Genomic DNA, 19,491 nt, shown 5'->3' with positions numbered 1-19,491 from the left:
ACCGAAACCGCCCAGAAACACGGGTGGGGGGCGGGCTTGCCCTGGCTGGCCTCCCCCCCCCCCCCCCCCCCCCCCGGCCCCGGCCCGTCAGGAACGGGCCGCCGGGATGTAGGCCAGTCCGTGGGCACCCGCTTCGCCCGCCCGGTCGACCTCCAGGGTGTCGATCACGGTCATCCGCTCGAGGTCGACCACGGTCACCGTGCTGGACATGACGTTCGCCACGTAACCCAGTCCGCCGTCGGGCGAAGAGGTGATCGTCAGCGGGAAGCGCCCGACGGCCACCTGGCCGAGCACCTCGTGGGACCCGGGCGCGAAGACGGTCAGCACGCCGTCGTCCTGGGCGCCGAGCGCGCCGCCCGGGTCCTTGGCCATGCGCAGCTCACCGGCGAGGACGGCGCCGTGGACGGTGGTGTGCACGGGGAAGACCACGCCCTCGGTGCGCAGGACCTGGGCCACCTCGCCGGTGGCGGTGTCGATCACGCGCAGGCCGGGCGGGGCGACAGGAGGGCTGGTGAAGTCACCCTTGGGCGAGGCGACGTAGACGTAGCGGCCGTCGGGCGAGACGTCCAGGCCCTCGCTGCCGGGCACCTCGACGCGTCCGATGAACTCGTCGCGTTCGAGGTCGACGACGGACACGAAGGGCGCCTCCTTGTTGGTGGAGTAGCCCCGGCGGCCGTCGGGGGTGATCGCGAACCAGTGCGGGCCGGGGGCCATGACGGGGATCCGGGCGACGCGTTCCCGGGTGCGCGCGTCGTAGACGATGACGCCGCCGGGCTCGGTGTCGGTGGCCTCGACGCTGACGTAGAGCCGGGCGCTCTCGCGGTCCAGGACGATGCCGTGGGGCGCGTGGTCGGGGGCGGTGTCCAGGGTGTCGACGATCGTACGGGTGTCGGGGTCGATGACGGCGATCGCCCGCGCCCGCCCCTGGTGGGCGTGGTAGTAGCCGTCGACGTAGGTGCTGACGCAGTACAGCAGGCGGTGGTCCGGGTCGAAGCACAACTCGTGCGGCTGGGCCGGGACTTCGAGGACGTCGAGACGCTTGTGGGTCGCGGCGTCGAAGAAGGTGATGGTCGATCCGCTCTGGCTGACGACGGCCAGGACGTCGCCCTGTCGGGAAGGCATCGTGATGTTTTCCATGACTCCCACCCTGGGCGCGAACGAGCGTGAACTCCAGTGCAACGTCGTCACATCAGGGTTTCCTGCCATGCATTCCTGCTGGTCACGAGGGAGTTGGGCAGGGAGAACGTGACGGCGGTCACTCCCGCGGGAGGTTCCCGGCCCTCAGAGCGCGGCCAGCCAGCCCGCGTCCAGCACCCCTTCGGCGGCGAAGCCCGCCGTGCCCGACAGCAGCGCCGGGGCGTTCGGTTCCAGCGTCACCGACAGCGTGCCCGAGTCGCACTCGACGTGGGTGGTGCCCCATTCCCCCTTCTCGTGCTGGTAGGCCGCGGCGGCCGCGCACACCGCGGCGCCGCCGGCCCGCGCCTCCCCCGCGCCCGGCTGGTGGACGCGCACCCGCAGCCGGCCGCTGGGCAGGACGTTCACCAGCGAGAGGTCCGCGTCCGGCACGATGACGCCGGTGTCGCGCGGGAAGACGGTGACGTCCAGCCGCAGGTCGTGGGTCAGGTCGACGTACGCCACCGGGGTCTCCAGCAGACAGACCAGGTGGAGGCTGCCCAGCGAGACGGCCGTGCCGGGCAGGGGCGTGCCGTCGACGGTCGCGGAGGAGGGGCCGAGGACGCGCGGACACAGGAGCTCCGTCGTCACGCGGCCGTCGGCGCCGACGGCCGCGCGCTTGTCGCCCACGCGTGTGCCGATCCACAACCGGCCGGGCGGCACCAGCCCCGCCAGCGTCAGATAGCGGGCGACGAGGCCGAGTCCGGGGGCGCAGGAGAGGGCAGGCGAGCCGTCGGCGTCGCGGGAGTCCATGAACCACTCGCTGCGGGAGCGTCCCGGCATCCCGGCGCGCGCCGTGCGCACGAGCCGCAGGACGCCGTCGCCGCCCAGCCCGGTGTGCGGCGCGCACAGGGCGCGCACGGCGGCGTCGGACAGCGGGAGGCGGTTGTCCGGGTCGAGGAGGAGGACGAAGCCGTTGCCGCAGCAGTAGCCCTTGGCGTACCGCGGCCCGGTCCCGAGGCCGGGCCGGGCAGCTGTCCGAGGAGCCATCGGCCTCCTTCCCGGTCCTGGGGCGCGGTGCCGTCGGCGGACCACCCCGGGGAATCCTGCGGCCGTCCGGGGCGCGCCGCAACACGTTCCCGTACGCCCGTGGGCAGGCCTCGGGGAGGCATCCGGAGAACCTCCGGCCGACGCGGGGGAAGTTCCGGGGAACCGCCGGGCGACCTCCGGCCGTTCCGGCACGCCCCGGCGCGACCGGGACCGCCTTGACGGAGGATTTGAGGGCCATACGCTGGATACGTCACATACGGGGGAATCCTGTGGGTCGGGGCCACGTACGGCGGTTCCGGGAACGGCGGTACGTGGCGGGAGAGGCCGAAGGGCCGAGGGGGAACAGGGGTGCCTGACGGGGATCGGCGACCGGAGTTCGGCCCGCTGCTGCGCCGCCACCGGCTGGCGGCGGGGATGACCCAGGAGGAGCTGGCCGATGCCTCGGGGCTGAGCGTCCGCGCCATCAGCGATCTGGAGCGGGGCCGGACCGGCCGCCCGCAGCGCAGGACCGTGGAGCTGCTGACCGGCGCGCTCGCGCAGGGCGAGGCCGTCACCCGGCGGCTCGTCGAGGCGGCCCGGGCCACCGGCGCCGGGGAGGACACGGGGTGCGACGGCTGCCATGACCCGGATGTCCGGCCCGCCAGCCTCGCCCACCCCGCCGTCCTCGCCGACCCCGCCGGCCACCCGGCGTCCTGCGAACTCCCGCCGGACATAGGCGACTTCACGGCCCGGGAGGCCGAACTGCGGCGGATCGCCCGGGCTCTGTCCCCGGGCGCCGGGCGGCCGGGCCCGGACGACCGGTCCGATCCCCGGCTGACGCTGGTCGGCGGCCAGCCGGGCGCGGGCAAGACGGCGCTGGCGGTGCACGCCGCGCACCGCTCGCGCGCGCGGTTCCCCGACGGCCAGATCTACGTCGAGCTCTCCCCCGCTGGACGGCCCGCCCTGCGGCCGGCCGAGGTGGTCCGCAGGATTCTCCAGTCCCTGGGGGTGGATGGCGAGGCACCGGGCACCCTGGAGGAGGGGAGCGCCCGGCTGCGCGCGGTGCTGGCCCGCCGCAGGGTGCTCGTGGTGCTGGACGACGCGGTCTCGGAGGGGCAGGTCCGCTGCGCGCGTCCGGCGGTCGGCGACTCGGCCGTGATCGTGACCTGCCGGCGCCGGCTGTCGGCGCTGACCGGGGCCGGATGCGTGACGGTCGGCGCGTTCGGCCCCGAGGAGTCGCTGGACTTCCTGGCGCGGATGCTCGGCGAGGACCGCGTCCGCGCGACGCGCGCCGACGCGGCGCGCGTGGCGGAGCTGTGCGGCCATCTCCCGCTCGCGCTCCGGGTGGTCGGCTGCCGGCTGCTCGCCCGCCCGCACTGGACGATGCGCACCCTGATCGAGGAGGTGCTCGACGACCCCCGCACCCGGCTGCGCGAGCTGAGCGCGGGCGACCTGGCCGTACGGGCCGCCGTGGCGGCGGCGTTCAGCGTGCTGGACGACCGGACGCGATGGGCGCTGCACCGGCTGGCGGAGGCCCGGGAGCCGGGGTTCAGTCTGCGCGGCGCGGCGGTGCTGCTCGGGTGCAGCGTCGCCCGCGCCCACCGGCTGATCGGCGACCTCCTCGACGGCCACCTCGTCGAGGTGCTCGACGGGCGGCCCCCGGGGGACCCGCGCTACCTGATCCCGCCCGTGGTGCACCTGTTCGCGGCCGAGCCCGCGCGGGACGTTCAGCGGGTGGTGTAGCCGCCGTTGACGAAGAGGGTCTGCCCGTTGAGCCACCAGCCGTCGGTGAGGAGGAACCGCACGTACGGCACGATGTCCTCGATCTTCGTCAGCTCGCCGTTCATCGAGGACGACTTGTGGTACGCCACGGAGTCGTCGCTCTCGGCCGGGTAGAAGAACGAGGTGTCCATGGGGCCCGGGGCGATGTTGTTGACGGAGATGTCGCGGCCGAAGAGCTCCTTGGACAGGGCCCGGGTGAAGTGCTCGACGGGCGACTTGCTGCCCGCGTAGACGGAGTAGAGGCCGGTGTACGCGGCGAGCAGGGAGGTGACGATGGTGATGATCTTCCCACCGTCCTCCACCCGGCGGGCCGCCTCCTGCATCATGAAGAACGCGGCCTTGGAGTTCACGGCGAACATCTTGTCGTACTCGTCCTCGGTGACCTCGGTCATCGGCTTCTTGATGACCATCCCGGCGGTGTTCACCATGCAGTCGACCTTGCCGAAGGCCGCGACCGCCACCTCGAACAACCCCTCGACCTCGGCCACCTTACTCAGGTCCGCCTCGTGGACGACCGCCTCGGCCCCGGCGGCCCGCACGGCCTCCGCCGTCTTCTCCGCCCCTTCCCTGGAGGAGGGCGCGTTGTAGTGGACGACGACATGGGCGCCGTCCTTGGCGACCTCGCGCGCGATGAGACCGCCGAGGTTGCGGGAGGCTCCGCCGATGACGACGACCTTGTCCTTGAGCGTATGGCCGGGCATTGCGTCTCTCCTCGCCGGGGCTGACACGGGGACACCGCGGGGACATGCCCAACGTATGACCACGCGTCCGGCCCCGCACGCGGAGGCGACCGTGCGGGCGGCGGATCCCATACGACGTTAGGCTAGCCTTACCTTATGACTTTGTCGCACGTGGATCCCGGGGCGGAAGCCGTCGACGACCAGGCGTTCGCCGACGCCCCCCGAGGCCGCCGGACGCTCCTGATCACCTCGGCCTCCCTCCTCCTGGCGGTCCTCGTGCTCGCCGCCCTCTCCCTGTGCGTCGGGGCGGGCGAGGTCGGACCCGGCGACGTGCTCGACTACCTCCTCGGCCGTGACGGCGCGCGCGCCGACTCCCGGCTGTCCCTCGTCGTGGGCGACCTGCGCGTCCCGCGCACCCTCACCGCGCTCCTCGTCGGCGCCGCCCTCGGCACCTCCGGCAGCCTGCTGCAGGCCGTCACCCGCAACCCCCTCGCCGAGACCGGCCTGCTGGGCGTCAACGCGGGCGCCTCGCTCGGCGTGGTCGTCGGCATCGCGTTCCTCGGCGTCCAGAGCGGCTACGGCCACCTGCTGTGGGCCTTCGGCGGCGCCGTCACCGCCAGCGCGCTCGTGCTCTTCATCGCCGGGCGCCGGGGCGGCGGTTCACCGATGCGGCTGGTGCTGGCCGGCTCCGCGCTGGGCGCCACCTTCGGCGGGATCACCAGCGTCATCATCGTCAACTCCGCCGAGACCTACGACCGCTTCCGCTTCTGGGTGCTCGGCTCGCTCGCCGGGGTCGAGGGCTACGGCAGGCTCACGGCCCTGCTCCCCGTGCTCGCCGCCGGCTTCCTGGTGGCCCTGCTCGTCGCCCGACCGCTGTCCGCGCTGTCGCTCGGCGACGACCTCGCCAAGGGACTGGGCCACCGGCCCTCCGTCATCCGCGTGGTCGTCGCCCTGGCGGTCACCCTCCTCACCGCGGCCGCCGTCGCCCTCGTCGGACCCGTCTCCTTCCTGGGCCTCCTCGCCGGCTTCCTGGCCCGCGCCCTGGCGGGCCCCCGCCTCGCCGCGCAGATCGCCCTCGCCGGGCTCGTCGGCGCCGGCGTCCTCACCGGCGCCGACGTCCTGGCCCGCGTCGTCTCCCGGCCCTTCGAGGCCCCGGTGTCCGTCATCATCGCCCTCATCGGCGCCCCCGTCCTCATCGGCATCGTCCGCTCCCGCCGCATGGCGGCGATGGGCATGACCGACCCCGCCACCGAGGAATCCGGGACGCCCCGGCGGCGGTTCGCCCTTCCCTCGCGGCCGGCACGCGACGAGAGCATGGTGCTGCGGGGCGGCACGTTCTCCGTCCTGCTGCCGCGTCGCGCCGCCCTCGCCACGCTGGCACTCGCCCTGCTGCTCCTGTGCGCGGTGGTGCTGTCCGCGTACGCCGGCCAGAGCGACATGGGCCTGACCCGGACGTTCAACGCCGTCCTCGGCTCCGGCGACCGCTTCGACGTCCTCCTGGTGCAGAAGTTCCGGCTCGGCCGGATCGTCGCCGGCCTCACCGCCGGCGCCGCCCTCGGCCTCGCCGGCTGCCTCACCCAGACCCTCGCCCGCAACCGGCTCGCCACCCCCGAACTCCTGGGCGTCAACGACGGCGCCACCGCCGCCGTCCTCGTCTCCACCACCCTCACCGGCACCTTCGGCGCCTGGTGGGCCGGCCCGCTCGGCGCCCTCGCCGCCGTCCTCGTCGTCACCACCGTCTCCGGCGGCCTCGGGCAGCGCGGCTACCGCGTGCTCGTCGTCGGTCTGGCCATGTCGGCCCTGGCCTCCGCCGTCACCCAGGTCGTCCTCGCCCGCCGCTCCCTCAACTCGGCCGGCTCGCTCTACGTGTGGACCTCCGGCAGCCTCAACGGCCGCGACTACGCGGTGGCCGTCCCCGTCCTCGCCGGCCTGGCGGTCCTCGTCCCCCTCACCCTCGCCGTCGCCCGCCGGCTCGACGTCCTGCGCTTCGACGACTCCACGGCCTCGTCCCTGGGCGTGGCCCCGGGCCGGGTGCGGATGTACTGCATGCTGCTCGCCGTGGCCCTCGCCGGGCTGGCGGTCGGCATCTGCGGGCCGGTGGGCTTCGTGGCGCTCGCCTCGCCGGTGATCGCGGGGCGGGTCTACGGGGCGGGGCGGGTGCCGGTGGTGGGGTCGATGCTGGTGGGGGCGGGGCTGGTGGTTGTGGCGGACACGGTGGGGCGGGTGCTGCTGGATGGGGTCGAGATTCCTGTGGGCATTGTGACGACGGTTCTTGGGGGGCCGTTCCTGCTGTGGGTACTGCTGGGGCGGTCGGGGGCGGCGCGGGTGTAGGCCACCGGCGGTTCTCTCCCCCACCCCGCCCCTTCCCGTAACCGGGGGCTCCGCCCCCGGACCCCCGGTCCTCAAACGCCGGACGGGCTGAATTCGGCCCGTCCGGAAAGGAAGTCACATGGAGTTCCAGAGCCCCACGCTGCGCGAACTGATGGCCGCCGGCGACCCCGCCGCCGTCGCGGACTTCTGGCGGCGGACCGCCGCCACCGGTACGCCCCTCGTCGAGCCCGACCCCCAGGGGGACCCGGCGCGGCGGCTCGTCACCTTCGTCTGGCGTGACGATCCCGCCGATCCCGCCACCGACGTCCTCGCCCTCCTCCACACCGTCACCGACAAGGACCGCCACGCCAAGGACCTGACGCCCCATCTCATGGCGAAGGTGCCCGGCACCGATGTGTGGGCCATCAGTCATCGGTTGCGGGCCGATCACCGGGCGTCGTACCAGTTCTCCGTGCACCGAGGGCCCCGCGAGGACGCTCTGCGGACCGATCGGGCGGCGTGGCTGGGGGTGCTGGACGGTGCTCTGCCCGATCCGCTCGCCGCCGGTCCCGTCCTCGCCTCACGCGACGGGCGCAATCCCTCCTCGGTGATGGCGCTTCCCGACGCGCCCGCGCAGGACTGGGCGGCCGCTCGGGAGGGCGTGCCGCGCGGGGCGCGGATCGCGGCGGAGGTCGCGGGGCGGCGCGTGGGCGTCCATCTGCCCGCCGGGCACACCGTCGGCGGCGGGCCGTACGCCGTCGCCGTGCTCCTCGACGGCGAGATGTGGGGCCCGGTGCTGGACTTCGGTACGACCCTGGACAACCTCCACCACGACGGGCGGATCCCGCCGACCGTGACCCTGATGGTGGAGACCATGGGCCGCGACCGGCGCATGGCCGACCTCAGTTGCAGCGAGGAGTTCACCGACTGGCTGGCCGATGTGCTGCTGCCGTGGGCCGCGCGGGAGTACGGCGCGACGGACGACCCCGCCCGTACCGTCGTGGCCGGGCAGAGCGCCGGCGGTCTGACGGCGGCCTTCGCCGCCTTCCGCAGGCCGGAGCGGTTCGGGAACGCGCTGTCCCAGTCGGGGTCCTTCTGGTGGCCGGACGGGACGGAGTTCGACGGCGGCAGCGAGTGGCTGACCCGGCGGTTCGCGACGAGCGCGCGGCTGCCGGTCCGCTTCCATCTGGAGGTCGGCCTGCAGGAGTGGATGCTGCTTCCGCAGAACCGTCACCTCCGCAACGTGCTGGAGGCCCGCGGCTACGACGTGGCCTACCACGAGTTCAACGGCGGCCACGACTACGCCTGCTGGCGCGGCGGGCTCGCCGTCGGACTCGTGGGGCTGCTGTCGGACGGTTCAGGCGACCGCCGCTGAGGTCTCCTCCGCCTCGTCGTCGAACGGCGGCGGGGCGGGGGCCTCCTTGGGCAGCCGCAGGGCGACGAGCCCGCCCAGCGCCACCAGCGCGGCGGTGACCGCGATCGCCCACCGGTACGGGCCCGGCGCGGCGTCGTGCGGGCCGGAGCCCCCCGCCGCGATCACGGCGGCGACGGCGGCGATGCCCAGCGCGCCGCCGAGGGTGCGCACGATGGTGAACAGGCCCATCGCCTGGCCCATGGCCGGGGGCGGGACGTCCGCGAACCCGGCGATCTGGACGGTCAGTACAGCCGTGCCCAGCACCAGGCCGACGCAGAACATCAGCGCCCGTACGGCCCAGACGTGCTCCGCCACGCCCGGCACGGCGAGCGCCGCGAAGACGCCCGTGGCCAGGACGAGCGCGGGCACGGCGAGCCACCGGGGCCCGAGCCGGGGCATCAGCCGGTCGGCCGCCTGGGAGGCCAGCATCAGGCCGAGCGCCTCCGGGAAGACGCTCAGCCCGGCGTCCAGCGCCGAGGCGCCGAGTGCCGCCTGGTAGAGCAGCGGGAACGCGAAGAGCACACCCATCAGCCCCGCCGAGGTGACCAGCGCGAGGACCGTGGCGGACGCGAACACCTTGTCGGTGAGCAGCCGCAGGTCCAGCAGGGGTGTCCGTGCCTTCAGCAGGTGGGCGCATCCGGCGGCGAGCAGGACGAGCCCGAGTGGGCCGGAGACCAGGACGGAGGGCGCGGTCCAGCCGTGCGTGGGGCCGAAGCCCAGCGCGTAGGTGAGCAGGCCCAGCGCGGGGGTCGCCAGCAGGAAGCCCGTCAGGTCGAAGCCTCCGGCCTCCTCCTTGTGCTCGTCCAGGCCCAGCACGCCGAGCAGGACGGCGGCCGCGCCGATCGGCACGTTGACGAAGAAAAGCCAGTGCCAGGAGAGGTGTTCGGTGAGGAAGCCGCCGAGCGGCGGGCCGAGCGCCGGCATCAGCGCGGTCGGCACGATGAGCACCTTGGACAGCTTCATCCGCTCGTGCGGCGGGAAGGCCCGGAAGAGCAGGGTCATGCCGACGGGCGTGAGCAGCCCGCCCGCCACGCCCTGGACGACGCGCGCGAGGACGAGCGCCGGCAGGTTCTGGGCCAGCCCGCAGGCCGCCGAGGCCGCCGTGAAGACGGCCAGGGCGCCGAGGAAGACCTTCTTGGTGCCGAGGCGGTCGCCGAGCCGGCCGGCGACGGGCAGGGCGACGGCGAGCGCGACGAGGAAGGCCACCTCGACGGTGTTGGCGGCCGACACCGGTTCGCCGAAGTCCCGGGCGATGGTGAGCAGCGCCGGGTTGACGATGGTGGAGTCGAGCCCGTTCATGCACATCGCCGCCGTGTAGACGATCACGACGGCGATGCGCGGGGAGAAGCGGGTCACCGGGCGGAGAGCGGGGTCAGGTCGGTCCAGTGCTCGGTGATCCAGTCGACCGCCGACTGCCGGGCGCAGGGTCCGTGGACGGTGGTCCAGCCCTCGGGCACGGTGGCGAAGCCCGGCCAGAGGCTGTGCTGTCCTTCGGCGTTGACGAGGACGAGAAAGTCTCCGTCGCCGTCGAAGGGGTTGGCGGGTGCGTCGCTCATGGGGTCAGTTCTCCAGTTTCCGCAGTCGGTCGGCGATGACGCTCGCGATGTGCGCGATCGGTTCGGGCAGGGTCATGTCCTTGTGCGAGCAGGCGACGTTCGTGTTGTCGATCCGCCCGGTCACGTACGGGGTCCAGGTCTCGGGGGTGAGGGTGTCGTCGATGGTGTCGACGGTGGCCCGGAAGAAGAGCACGTCGCCCTTGAAGACGCGGTGGTCGAAGCCGCGCACCAGGTGGTTGGTGTTGAGGTAGGTGCGGTTGAGGGCTTCGATGGTGGTGTCGTCGAGGCTGGCCAGCGGGGAGCCCTCGCGCCGCAGCACCTCGGTGACGTGGGCGAGTTCGAAGGGCTTGCCCTCCAGGCTGTCCGGCCCGTAGCCGCCCATGGCGAGCAGGGCCTCCAGGGCCTCGGCCTGGTCGGGCACGGGCAGCTCGCGGAAGCCCTCGGCGGGGTAGGCGTCGAGGATGGCGAGCAGTTCGACCTCCGCGCCGAGGTCCTGGAGCCGGGTGGCCATGGCCTGGGCGATGATGCCGCCGGTGGACCAGCCCATGAGGCGGTACGGGCCGTCGGGCCGCACCTCGCGGAGCCGGTCGACGTAGTGCGCGGCCAGGTCCTCCAGGGTGGCCGGCAGCGGCTCGGCGGCCGTGGCGGGACCGACGCCCTGCGCCTGGAGCCCGTAGATCGGCACGTCGGCGGGGAGGTGGCGGATGAGGCCGGCGTAGCACCAGCTGAGTCCGCCTGCGGGGTGGACGCAGTAGAGCGGTGCCTCGTCGCCGTCCTTCGCGGGGCGCAGCGGGAGCAGCACGTCCAGCGCGTCGGTGGCCTCGGCCCGGGCGTCCAGGGCGGCGTCGAGCGCGGCCACGGTGGGCGCATGGAAGATCGTGCCGATGCCGACGTCGGCCCCGAGGGCCTCCTTGACGCGGCCTGCCAGCCGTACGGCGAGCAGCGAGTGGCCGCCCAGGTCGAAGAAGTTGTCGTCGACGCCGACCCGGGGCAGGCCCAGCACATCGGCGAAGATCGCGCAGAGCTGCTCCTCGCGGGGGCCGCGGGGGGCGCGGCCGCCGGTGACGGTCCCGGCGAGGTCGGGTGCCGGGAGGGCCTTGCGGTCGAGCTTGCCGTTGGCGGTCAGCGGCAGCCGGTCGAGGAGGACCACGGCCGAGGGGACCATGTGGCCGGGGAGTTCGCCCCGGGTGTGTTCGCGCAGCAGGGCCGGAGTCGTCTCGCGGGCGGGGACGGCGTAGGCGACGAGGCGCTTGTCGCCGGGGGTGTCCTCGCTGACGACGACGGCCGCGTCGGCGACGTCGGGGTGGCCGGCGACGGCGGCCTCGATCTCGCCGAGCTCGATGCGGAAACCGCGGATCTTCACCTGGTGGTCGGCGCGCCCGAAGTACTCGAGGGTGCCGTCGGGGCGGCGGCGGGCGAGGTCGCCGGAGCGGTACATCCGGCTGCCGCTCTCGCCGAAGAGGTGGGCGAAGGGATCGGCGACGAATCGTTCCGCCGTGAGGGCGTGCCGGCCGAGGTAGCCACGGGCCAGGCCCTCGCCCGCGACGTACATCTCGCCGGTGACGCCGGGCGGCACGGGCTGGAGGTACGGGTCGAGGACGTAGACGCGCAGGTCGGGGATGTTGACGCCGATGGTGCTGGAGGTGCCGGCGGCGGCGCTCGCCCGGTCGAGGGCGATGTAGGAGACGTGCACGGTCGTCTCAGTGATGCCGTACATGTTGACGAGGGTGGGGGCATTCTCGGCGTGGCGCTCGTACCAGTCGTCCAGCCGGCCCAGTTCCAGCGCCTCGCCACCGAAGACGACGTAGCGCAGGGCCGGTTCGATCCCCGGATTCTCCTTGTCGGCGGCCATCAGCTGGTAGAAGGCCGACGGAGTCTGGTTGAGGACGGTCACCCCCTCGTCGGCGAGCAGGCCGAGGAAGGCGGCCGGGTCGCGGCTGACGAGGTGCGGTACGACGACGAGCCGGCCGCCGTGCAGCAGGGCGCCCCACATCTCCCACACCGAGAAGTCGAAGGCGTAGGAGTGGAAGAGGGTCCACACGTCGTGCTCGTCGAAGCCGAACCAGTGGTCGGTGGCGGAGAAGAGCCGGGTGACGTTGTGGTGGGTGACCGGGACGCCCTTGGGTCGGCCGGTGGAGCCCGAGGTGTAGATGACGTAGGCGGTGTCGCCGGGGCGCTGGGCCCGGGTGCGGTCCGCGTCGGTCAGGTCGGTGGGCGCGTACCCGTCGGCGTCGGTGCCGTCGACGAGGACGACCGGCAGGTCGTGCGCCGGGACGCGGGCCGCGGTCGCGGTGTCGGTGACGACGGCGGCCGGCGCCGCGTCGGCGAGCATGTAGGCGAGCCGGTCGGCCGGGTAGTCCGGGTCCATCGGGAGGTAGGCGGCACCGCACTTGGCGGCGGCCAGCAGGCCGGTGACGAGCTCCGGCGAGCGCGGCAGGGCGAGGGCGACGATGGCGCCGGGGCCGATGCCCCGCCCGGCGAGCAGCCGGGCCAGGCGGTTGGCGCGGGCGGACAGCTCGGCGTAGGTGAGGGACACCCCGTCGCAGGTCACGGCCGTACGGTCGGGGTGGCGGCGGGCGGCGTCCTCGTACAGCTCGACGAGGGTCCGCTGCCTCGCGGGGGTGCGGGTGCCGGCGTTCCACTCGACGAGGGAGCGGTGGAACTCGGCCCCGTCGAGGAGCGGGAGGCGGCCGACGGGGGTGTCGGGGTCGGCCGCGGCGGCGGTGAGCAGCCGGGTGAGGTGGGCGGAGAGACGTTCCGCCGTGGCGGTGTCGAACAGGTCGGTGCGGAACTCCAGGAAGCCGGATATGCCGCCGCCGGGCCGCTCGCCGGCGTTGAGGGTGAGGTCGAACTTCGCGGTGCCGGTGGGGACGGCGGTCATCCGCGCGGCGAGGTCCGGGCCCATGGAGAACGCGGCGTCGGGCATGGACTGCCAGGCGAGCATGACCTGGAAGAGGGGGTGCCGGGCCAGCGAGCGGGGCGGGTTGAGCTCCTCGACGAGCCGGTCGAAGGGCAGGTCGGCGTGCTCGTGGGCGGCCAGGGTCGTGGTGCGGACGCGCTCCAGGAGGGCACGGAAGGTGGGGTCGCCGGAGGTGTCGGTGCGCAGGACGAGGGTGTTGACGAAGAAGCCGACGAGATCGGCGGTCGTGTCGTCGTCGCGTCCGGCGACGGGGGTGCCCAGCGGGATGTCGGTGCCGCAGCCGTAGCGGGTGAGGAGGGCGGCGAGGCCGGCCTGGACGGCCATGAAGACGCTGGTGCCGCTCGCGCGGGTGAGCGCGGCGAGCACCGCGTGGGCGTCGGGGTCGAGCTCGAAGGGCACGGTGTCGCCGGCGGTGGAGGCGACGGCGGGGCGCGGCCGGTCGGTGGGGAGTTCGAGCTGGTCGGGCAGGCCGGCGAGGGCCGCCTTCCAGTGGTCGAGCATCCGCGCGGCGGCCGGGGTGGGCGCGTCGGCGGTGCCGAGGAGCCGCTCCTGCCAGGCCGTGTGGTCGGTGTACTGGACGGTCGGGGGGACCGCCTCGGGTGCCCGGCCCGCCGCGCGGGCGGTGTAAGCGGCGGCGAGGTCGCGGGCGAGGGGGGTGGTGGAGGCGCCGTCGCCGGCGATGTGGTGGAGCAGGAGCAGCAGGGTGTGCCGGTCGCCACCATCGGTGAAGAGCGTGACCTTCAGTGGGAGTTCGGTCGCCAGGTCGAAGGAGTGGCGGACGGCCTCGGTGAGGTCGGCGTCGAGCGGGGCGATGTGCAGCTCGGGTCGGGCCTGCTCGGGGGTGAGGATCAGCTGGTGGGGCTCGTTGTCGAGGGCCGGATAGAGGGTGCGCAGCGTCTCGTGGCGCTCGGCGAGGTCGGCGAGGGCGAGGCGAAGCGCGTCCTGGTCGACGGGTCCGGTGAGGGTGAGGAGCAGCGGGATGTTGTAGGTGGGGCTGGGGCCTTCGAGGCGGTACATGAACCACAGCCGCTTCTGGGCCGGGGAGAGCGGCATGCGGTCCGTGCGCGGTACGGGCACGAGCGCGGGCCGGTCCTGTTCGGTGTCCCGCTCCCGGACGAGCGCGGCGAGGGCGGCGGGGGTGGGGTTGCGGAAGACGTCGGCGAGTCCGATCGCGTCATCGCCGAAGGCGTCGCGGACGCGGGCGGCGATCCGGCCGGCGAGCAGGGAGTGGCCGCCGAGCGCGAAGAAGTCGGCGTCCGGGGACGGGGCGTCGGCGAGGCCCAGGACGTCCTGGAAGAGACCGCGGACGATGTCCTCCTGGGGCGTGCGGGGGGCGCGGTCCGCGGTGCCGGTGGGCTCGGGGTCGGGCAGGGCCTTGACGTCGAGCTTGTCGTTGGCGGTGCGGGGCAGGGCGTCCAGGATCAGGATCGTGGCGGGCACCATGTGGTCGGGCAGCCGCTGGGCGAGGTGGGCGCGCAGTTTCTCGGGGTCGGGCGCGGCGCCCTCGGCGGGGACGGCGTAGCCGAGGAGGCGCTTGCCGGTGGGGGTGTCGCGGGCGATGACGGCGGCGCGGTCCACGGCCGGGTGACCGGCGAGGGCGTTCCGGATCTCGCCGAGCTCGATGCGGAAGCCCCGGATCTTGACCTGGTCGTCGGCGCGGCCGAGGAACTCGAGGGTGCCGTCGGGGCGGCGGCGTACGAGGTCGCCGGTGCGGTACATCCGGGCGCCCGGCTCGCCGTGGAGGGCGCCGAAGGGGTCGGCGGTGAAGCGTTCGGCGGTGAGGTCGGGCCGGCCCAGGTATCCGGCGGCCAGGCAGGCGCCGGCGATGTAGAGCTCGCCGGTGACGCCGTCGGGGGCGGGGCGCAGGGAGGTGTCGAGGACGTACGCGCGGGAGCCGCGTACGGGCCGGCCGACGGGGGTGCCGTCGGCGTCGGTGCCGGGCAGCCAGTAATACGCGTCGACGGTGGTCTCGGTGGGGCCGTAGAGGTTGATGGGGCTCAGGCCCTCGGTGGCGGCGAGGCGGCGCCACAGGGGCTCGGGCACGGTCTCGCCGCCCACGACGACGAGGGCGGGATGGTGCCGGCCCTCGTCCAGCAGGCCCTCGGCGACGAGCGCCTCGACGTAGGAGGGGGTGGCGTCGAGGTAGTCGACGCGGTGGTCGCGGACGTGGGCGGCGAGGGTGGCGGGGTCGCGGTAGGCCTCGTCGTCGAGCAGGTGGAGCTCGTGGCCGTGGACCATCCAGATCAGCGGGTCCCAGGCGGCGTCGAAGGCGAAGGAGGCGCTGTGGGCGATCCGCAGCCGCTCGCGGCCGGTGCGCTCCACGGCCGGGGCGATGTGGTCGGTGCCGTGCCCTGCGTGGAGGTTGGCGAGGGAGGCGTGGGTGACGAGGACGCCCTTGGGACGGCCGGTGGAGCCCGAGGTGTGGATGACGTAGGCGGGCTGGTGGAGCGCCGGGGCGGCGAGGGCCGTCGCGGACCGGGCGGCGATCCGGGCACGGGTGGGCGCGTCGTCGAGGAGGAGGACGGGCACGGTGTGCTCGGGCAGGCCGCGCACGGCGTCGGTGGTGCCGACGATGCAGCCGGGGCGGGTGTCGTCGAGGACGGCGGTGATGCGCTGGGCGGGGTGGCCGAGGTCGAGGGGCTGGCAGACGCCGCCCGCCTTGAGGACGGCGAACAGGGCGACCACCATGTCGGCGCTGCGCGGCAGGGCGAGGGCCACGGCGGTGCCCGGGCGGACGCCCGCGTCCCGCAGCTCGTGGGCCAGGCGGTCGGCGGCCGCGTCCAGTTCGGCGAAGGTGAGGGCGGTGGCGCCGGCGCGGACGGCGACCGCCTCGGGCGTACGGGCGGCCCGCGCGGCGAACAGCTCGGGCAGGGTGCGGTCCACGCGCGGCTCGGTGCGGCCGGCGGTGGCCCGGTGGATCTCCTCGGCGTCGAGGAGGTCGATGGTGCCGACGGGCCGCTGGGTGTCGTCGAGCAGCAGGTCGGTGAGGGCGTCGAGGTAGCGGAGCAGTCCGCGCTCGTGGCCGGCGAGGGAGGCGGCGTCGTAGCGGCCGGGGTGGGCGTCCAGGCCGAGGCGTACGGAGCCGTCGGGGGCGGGGGTGACGGCCACGGCGAGGTCGTCCACGGGGCCGGCGGCGAGGTTCACGACCTCGCCGCGCAGGCCGGCGAAGTCCAGGTCGCCCTCGAACGCCTTGATGTTCACCATCGGGCCGAAGAGGGGCTGCTCGGGCGAGGTGAGGCCGAGGTCGCGGCGCAGGTCCTCCTGGCGGTAGCGCTGGTGGCGCCGGACGGCCCGGAGCTCCAGGACCACGCGGCGGAGCAGCTCGGCGCCCGTGTCCTGGGGCCGGACGGTCACGCGCAGCGGCATGACGTTGACCATCATGGCGGGGGTGCGCAGGGCGGCCGGGCCGCGGCGGTTCATCAGCGGCAGGCCGAGCACGATGTCCTGGGCACCGGTGACGCGGTGGAGGTAACCGGCGGTGGCGGCGATGACGAGCTCGGCCCAGGTGGCCTTGGCGGCGCGGGCCGCCGCTTCCAGGCGGGTGAGGGAGCCGGCGGGCAGGTCGGCGGTGCGGCGCAGCACCCCGGCGGCGGGGGCGGCCGGCGCTCCGCCCGGGGAGACGGGCTCGGGGCGGTCGGCGAGGCGCTCGCGCCAGTGGGCGCGGTCGGCGGCGTGGCGCTCGCTCGCCACGTAGGCGGCCTCGTCGTCGACGAGTTCGCGGAGGGTGCCGAACGGGTTGGGGGCGGGTTCGGCGCCGGTGGCGAGGGCGGTGTAGACCTCCGCCAGGCGGCGCCCGATCAGGGTGAGCGCGTAGGCGTCGACGGCGAAGTGGTGGACGCGCTGGTACCACCAGTAGCGGTCGTCGGCGAGGCGGAGGAGGGCCTGGGTGACGAGCGGGCCCTCGGTGAGGTCGACGGGCCGCTCGAGGTCGGCGCGCGTCCAGGCCTCGGCCTCCGCGGCGGGCCGTTCGGCGGTGCGGAGGTCGATCCTGCGCAGGACGGGGACGGCGGCGGGGTCGACGCGCTGGGCGGGGGCGCCGTCGCCGGGGACGGCCAGCAGGGAGAGCGTCTCGGCCTCGGTCACGGTCTGCCGCAGGGCGCGTTCGAACAGCTCCTCGTCGAGGTCGCCGGTGATCTCCACGCGGTCACCGGTGTTGTAGACCGGGTTGCCGGGGTCGAGCGCCTGGGCGTACAGGATGCCGGACTGCGCGGCGAGCAGCGGCAGTTCGACGGGGGCGGACTCGTCCTGATGGTCACGCATGCGTGGGGACTCCCGGAGAAAGGCAAACGTTCCTGGTCACACCGGAACCCCCCGGTGCGTCAGCTTAGGTAAGCCTAAGCTATTTTTTGACCGCCGGTGAGAGCGGCCTCCGCCTCGCCCGAGCCGGATGGGACACCTACGACAGTGGAGCCGGACATGACCGTGACCGAAGGCCTCAAATCAGCCATACGCGAAAGGGTTTCGGCGCATCGCGAGGAGCTCCTGTCGCTCAGCCGGCGCATCCACGACCACCCCGAGACGGCGTTCGCCGAGCACCGGGCGGCGGCCTGGTGCGCTGAACTCCTGGGCCGGAACGGCTTCTCGGTCACCGCCCCCGCGTACGGGCTCGACACGGCGTTCGCCGCGACGGCGGGCAGCGGGCCGGTGACGGTGGCCGTCGCCTGCGAGTACGACGCGCTGCCCGGACTGGGGCACGCCTGCGGCCACAACCTGATCGCGGCCGCGGGCGTCGGCGCGGCGCTGGCCCTGGCACCGTACGCCGACGAACTCGGCCTGACCGTACGGGTTCTGGGCACCCCGGCCGAGGAGAGCGGGGCGGGCAAGGAGCTGCTGCTGCGGGCGGGCGCCTTCGAGGGCGTCGACGCCGCGATGATGGTGCACCCCTGCCCGTTCGAGGTGGCCGAGTTCCGGTCGTTCGCACTCGGCACGCTCTCGGTGGAGTACCGGGGCCGCTCGGCGCACCCCAGCCTCAACGCCCACGAAGGACGCAACGCCGCCGATGCCCTGACGGTGGCCCAGGTGGCTCTGGGGCTGCTGCGCCAGCAGTTGCCGCCGCACTGGAAGGTGCACGGCGTGACCACGAGCGCGGGCACGGCCCCCAATCTGATCCCGGACCGGGCCACCGCCGAGTACGAGATCCGCACTTCGGCCGCCGAGGACCTGCGCGAGCTCCGCGAGCGCGTCGAGGCCTGCTTCCGGGCCGGCGCGCTGGCCACCGGCTGCGAGGTGACGCTCACCCGCCCCGAGCCCGACTACCTCGACTTCCGCACCGACCCGGAGCTGATCGCCCTCTGGACGGCCAACGCCCGGACGCTGGGCCGCCCCGAGCCGGAGCGGCGCGAGGCGTTCGCCTGTACGGACATGGGCAACGTGTCGCACGCGGTGCCGTCGATCCACCCGGTGCTGGACATCACGGGCGGGGCGTGCGGGCCGCACGAGCCGGAGTTCGTCGCCGCGGCCGTTTCGCCGGAGGCGGAGCGGGCCGTGGTCGACGGGGCGATCGGTATGGCGTGGACGGCCGCGGACTTCGCGGCGGCGCGCGCGTAATCGGGGGCTCCGCCCCCGGACCCCCGGTCCTCAAGCGCCGGACGGGCCATTCGGCCCGTCCGGCGCCCCTGCCTACTTCTTCAGCGCCTTGCTGATGTCGTCGATGACCACACCGCTGGCCAGCGGCCCACCCCGCGTCGACCACACCGAGCCGTTCACGGTGACCGCGTGGTTCTTCTTCACCGCGTTCAGGTCCTTGTACGCCGGCTTCTCCTGGACGTCCTTGAGGGCCTTCTCGCCGTCGGCGGTGAGGGTGGACAGGAACAGCCAGTCGCCGTCGATCTCGTTGATCTTCTCCAGGCTGAGCGCCGGGGTGTGCGCGTTGCCGTCCTTGTCCTGGGACTTGGGGCGCTTGAGGCCCATGTCCAGGGCGACGCCGGAGGCGAACTGCTTCTTCTCCATCCAGCTCGGGCCGTCCGGGTTCCAGCGCACAATGCTGACCTCGGCGCCCTTGTTGTCGCCGAGCTCCTCGCCGGCCTTCTTGGCCTTCGTCTCGTAGTCGGCGATGACCTTGTTGGCCTTCTCCATGCCGTTGACGGCGTTGGCGATGCCTCGGAAGGACAGCTTCCAGTCGTCCGTCGGGGCCATGGTGACCAGGGTGGCCGGAGTGATCTCGCGGAGCTGCTTGAGGACCTGCTGGTCCTGCATGTCGCCGGCCAGGATCAGGTCGGGCTTGGCGGCGATGACCTTGTCCATCACCGGCTGGAGCAGGTTGCCGACGACGCTGACGCCCTTGACCTTGTCCTCGAGGTAGGCCGGGGGCTTGTTGAGGCCCTGGCCGTTGGTGATGCCGACCGGCTTGATGCCGAGCGCGAGCACCGCGTCCAGGTCCTCCTGGGTGAGGGTCACGATCCGCTTGGGGTGGGCCGGGACCTTCACGGCGGTGCCGGTCGCGTCCTTGACCGTACGGGTGCCGCCGCCCGCGTCGGACGCCGCCCCGTCGCTCTTCCCCTTGTCGGAGTCCCCGTCCCCGCCGCAGCCGGTCAGCAGCAGGGCGGCCGCGCCCACGGCGGCGAGGGCCTGGGCCGCGCGGCGCGGGGTGGACATGAGGAGGCGGCGGGACGAGGTCATCGAAGGCTCCGGGCGTCTGAGAAGAGTCGGGAAAAGGCAGGGGAAGGCCGTCGTCCGGGAGGAAAGGAA

General features: G+C 74.0%; 11 protein-coding genes. 4 read left to right on the top strand and 7 right to left on the bottom strand.

Going from position 1 to position 19,491, the window contains the following annotated elements:
- Positions 1-87 precede the first annotated feature (87 nt).
- Both AC07BS_RS15495 and AC07BS_RS15490 read right to left on the bottom strand, forming a co-directional pair.
- Entirely contained in the window at positions 88-1,122 is a 1,035-nt protein-coding gene (locus tag AC07BS_RS15495) for a cytochrome D1 domain-containing protein (RefSeq protein ID WP_478932535.1), read from the bottom strand.
- Positions 1,123-1,281: 159 nt separating this feature from the next.
- Positions 1,282-2,163, bottom strand: coding sequence for a diaminopimelate epimerase (locus AC07BS_RS15490; protein ID WP_478647745.1), 882 nt, complete (start codon positions 2,161-2,163; stop codon positions 1,282-1,284).
- Between the two features lie 348 nt (positions 2,164-2,511).
- Here AC07BS_RS15490 and AC07BS_RS15485 point away from each other — a divergent pair, with 348 nt between their 5' ends.
- Positions 2,512-3,885 (top strand): helix-turn-helix domain-containing protein, encoded by a 1,374-nt coding sequence (locus AC07BS_RS15485; protein ID WP_478932532.1) that lies wholly within the window; start codon positions 2,512-2,514, stop codon positions 3,883-3,885.
- Here AC07BS_RS15485 and AC07BS_RS15480 read toward each other — a convergent pair.
- Complete coding sequence (locus tag AC07BS_RS15480) at positions 3,870-4,625, bottom strand: SDR family oxidoreductase (RefSeq protein ID WP_478647743.1); 756 nt, start codon at positions 4,623-4,625, stop codon at positions 3,870-3,872. The two genes, AC07BS_RS15485 and AC07BS_RS15480, sit on opposite strands and share 16 nt — an antisense overlap.
- Before the next feature lie 135 nt (positions 4,626-4,760).
- Here AC07BS_RS15480 and fhuB point away from each other — a divergent pair, with 135 nt between their 5' ends.
- Both fhuB and fes read left to right on the top strand, forming a co-directional pair.
- Positions 4,761-6,935, top strand: a complete 2,175-nt coding sequence (gene fhuB / locus AC07BS_RS15475) for a Fe(3+)-hydroxamate ABC transporter permease FhuB (RefSeq protein WP_478932530.1) — start codon at positions 4,761-4,763, stop codon at positions 6,933-6,935.
- A 118-nt stretch (positions 6,936-7,053) separates the two neighbouring features.
- Positions 7,054-8,289 carry an enterochelin esterase gene (gene fes, locus AC07BS_RS15470; protein WP_478932528.1) on the top strand — a complete coding sequence of 412 codons (1,236 nt, stop codon included), beginning with the start codon at positions 7,054-7,056 and terminating at the stop codon, positions 8,287-8,289.
- Here the strand turns inward: fes and AC07BS_RS15465 are convergent.
- From AC07BS_RS15465 to AC07BS_RS15455, 3 genes are read right to left on the bottom strand one after another with little or no spacing between them, the layout of a single operon-like run.
- On the bottom strand, positions 8,272-9,684 hold the full coding sequence (locus AC07BS_RS15465; protein WP_478932527.1) for a DHA2 family efflux MFS transporter permease subunit: 1,413 nt from the start codon (positions 9,682-9,684) through the stop codon (positions 8,272-8,274). The genes fes and AC07BS_RS15465 overlap by 18 nt on opposite strands.
- Complete coding sequence (locus AC07BS_RS15460) at positions 9,681-9,884, bottom strand: MbtH family protein (RefSeq protein ID WP_478647738.1); 204 nt, start codon at positions 9,882-9,884, stop codon at positions 9,681-9,683. Before AC07BS_RS15460 ends, AC07BS_RS15465 begins: the two co-directional genes overlap by 4 nt.
- A gap of 4 nt (positions 9,885-9,888) precedes the next feature.
- Entirely contained in the window at positions 9,889-17,064 is a 7,176-nt protein-coding gene (locus AC07BS_RS15455; protein WP_478932525.1) for an amino acid adenylation domain-containing protein, read from the bottom strand.
- 156 nt (positions 17,065-17,220) lie between these two features.
- On the opposite strand from AC07BS_RS15455, the gene AC07BS_RS15450 reads away from it, so the two are divergent.
- On the top strand, positions 17,221-18,351 hold the full coding sequence (locus AC07BS_RS15450) for a M20 family metallopeptidase (RefSeq protein ID WP_478647735.1): 1,131 nt from the start codon (positions 17,221-17,223) through the stop codon (positions 18,349-18,351).
- 72 nt (positions 18,352-18,423) lie between these two features.
- Here the strand turns inward: AC07BS_RS15450 and AC07BS_RS15445 are convergent, their stop codons facing one another.
- Complete coding sequence (locus tag AC07BS_RS15445; RefSeq protein ID WP_478932523.1) at positions 18,424-19,422, bottom strand: ABC transporter substrate-binding protein; 999 nt, start codon at positions 19,420-19,422, stop codon at positions 18,424-18,426.
- Between the last annotated feature and the right edge of the window lie 69 nt (positions 19,423-19,491).

The sequence above is a fragment of the Streptomyces sp. NPDC044063 genome (genome assembly GCF_056434285.1).
This window is presented reverse-complemented; position numbering and strand designations above follow the sequence as displayed.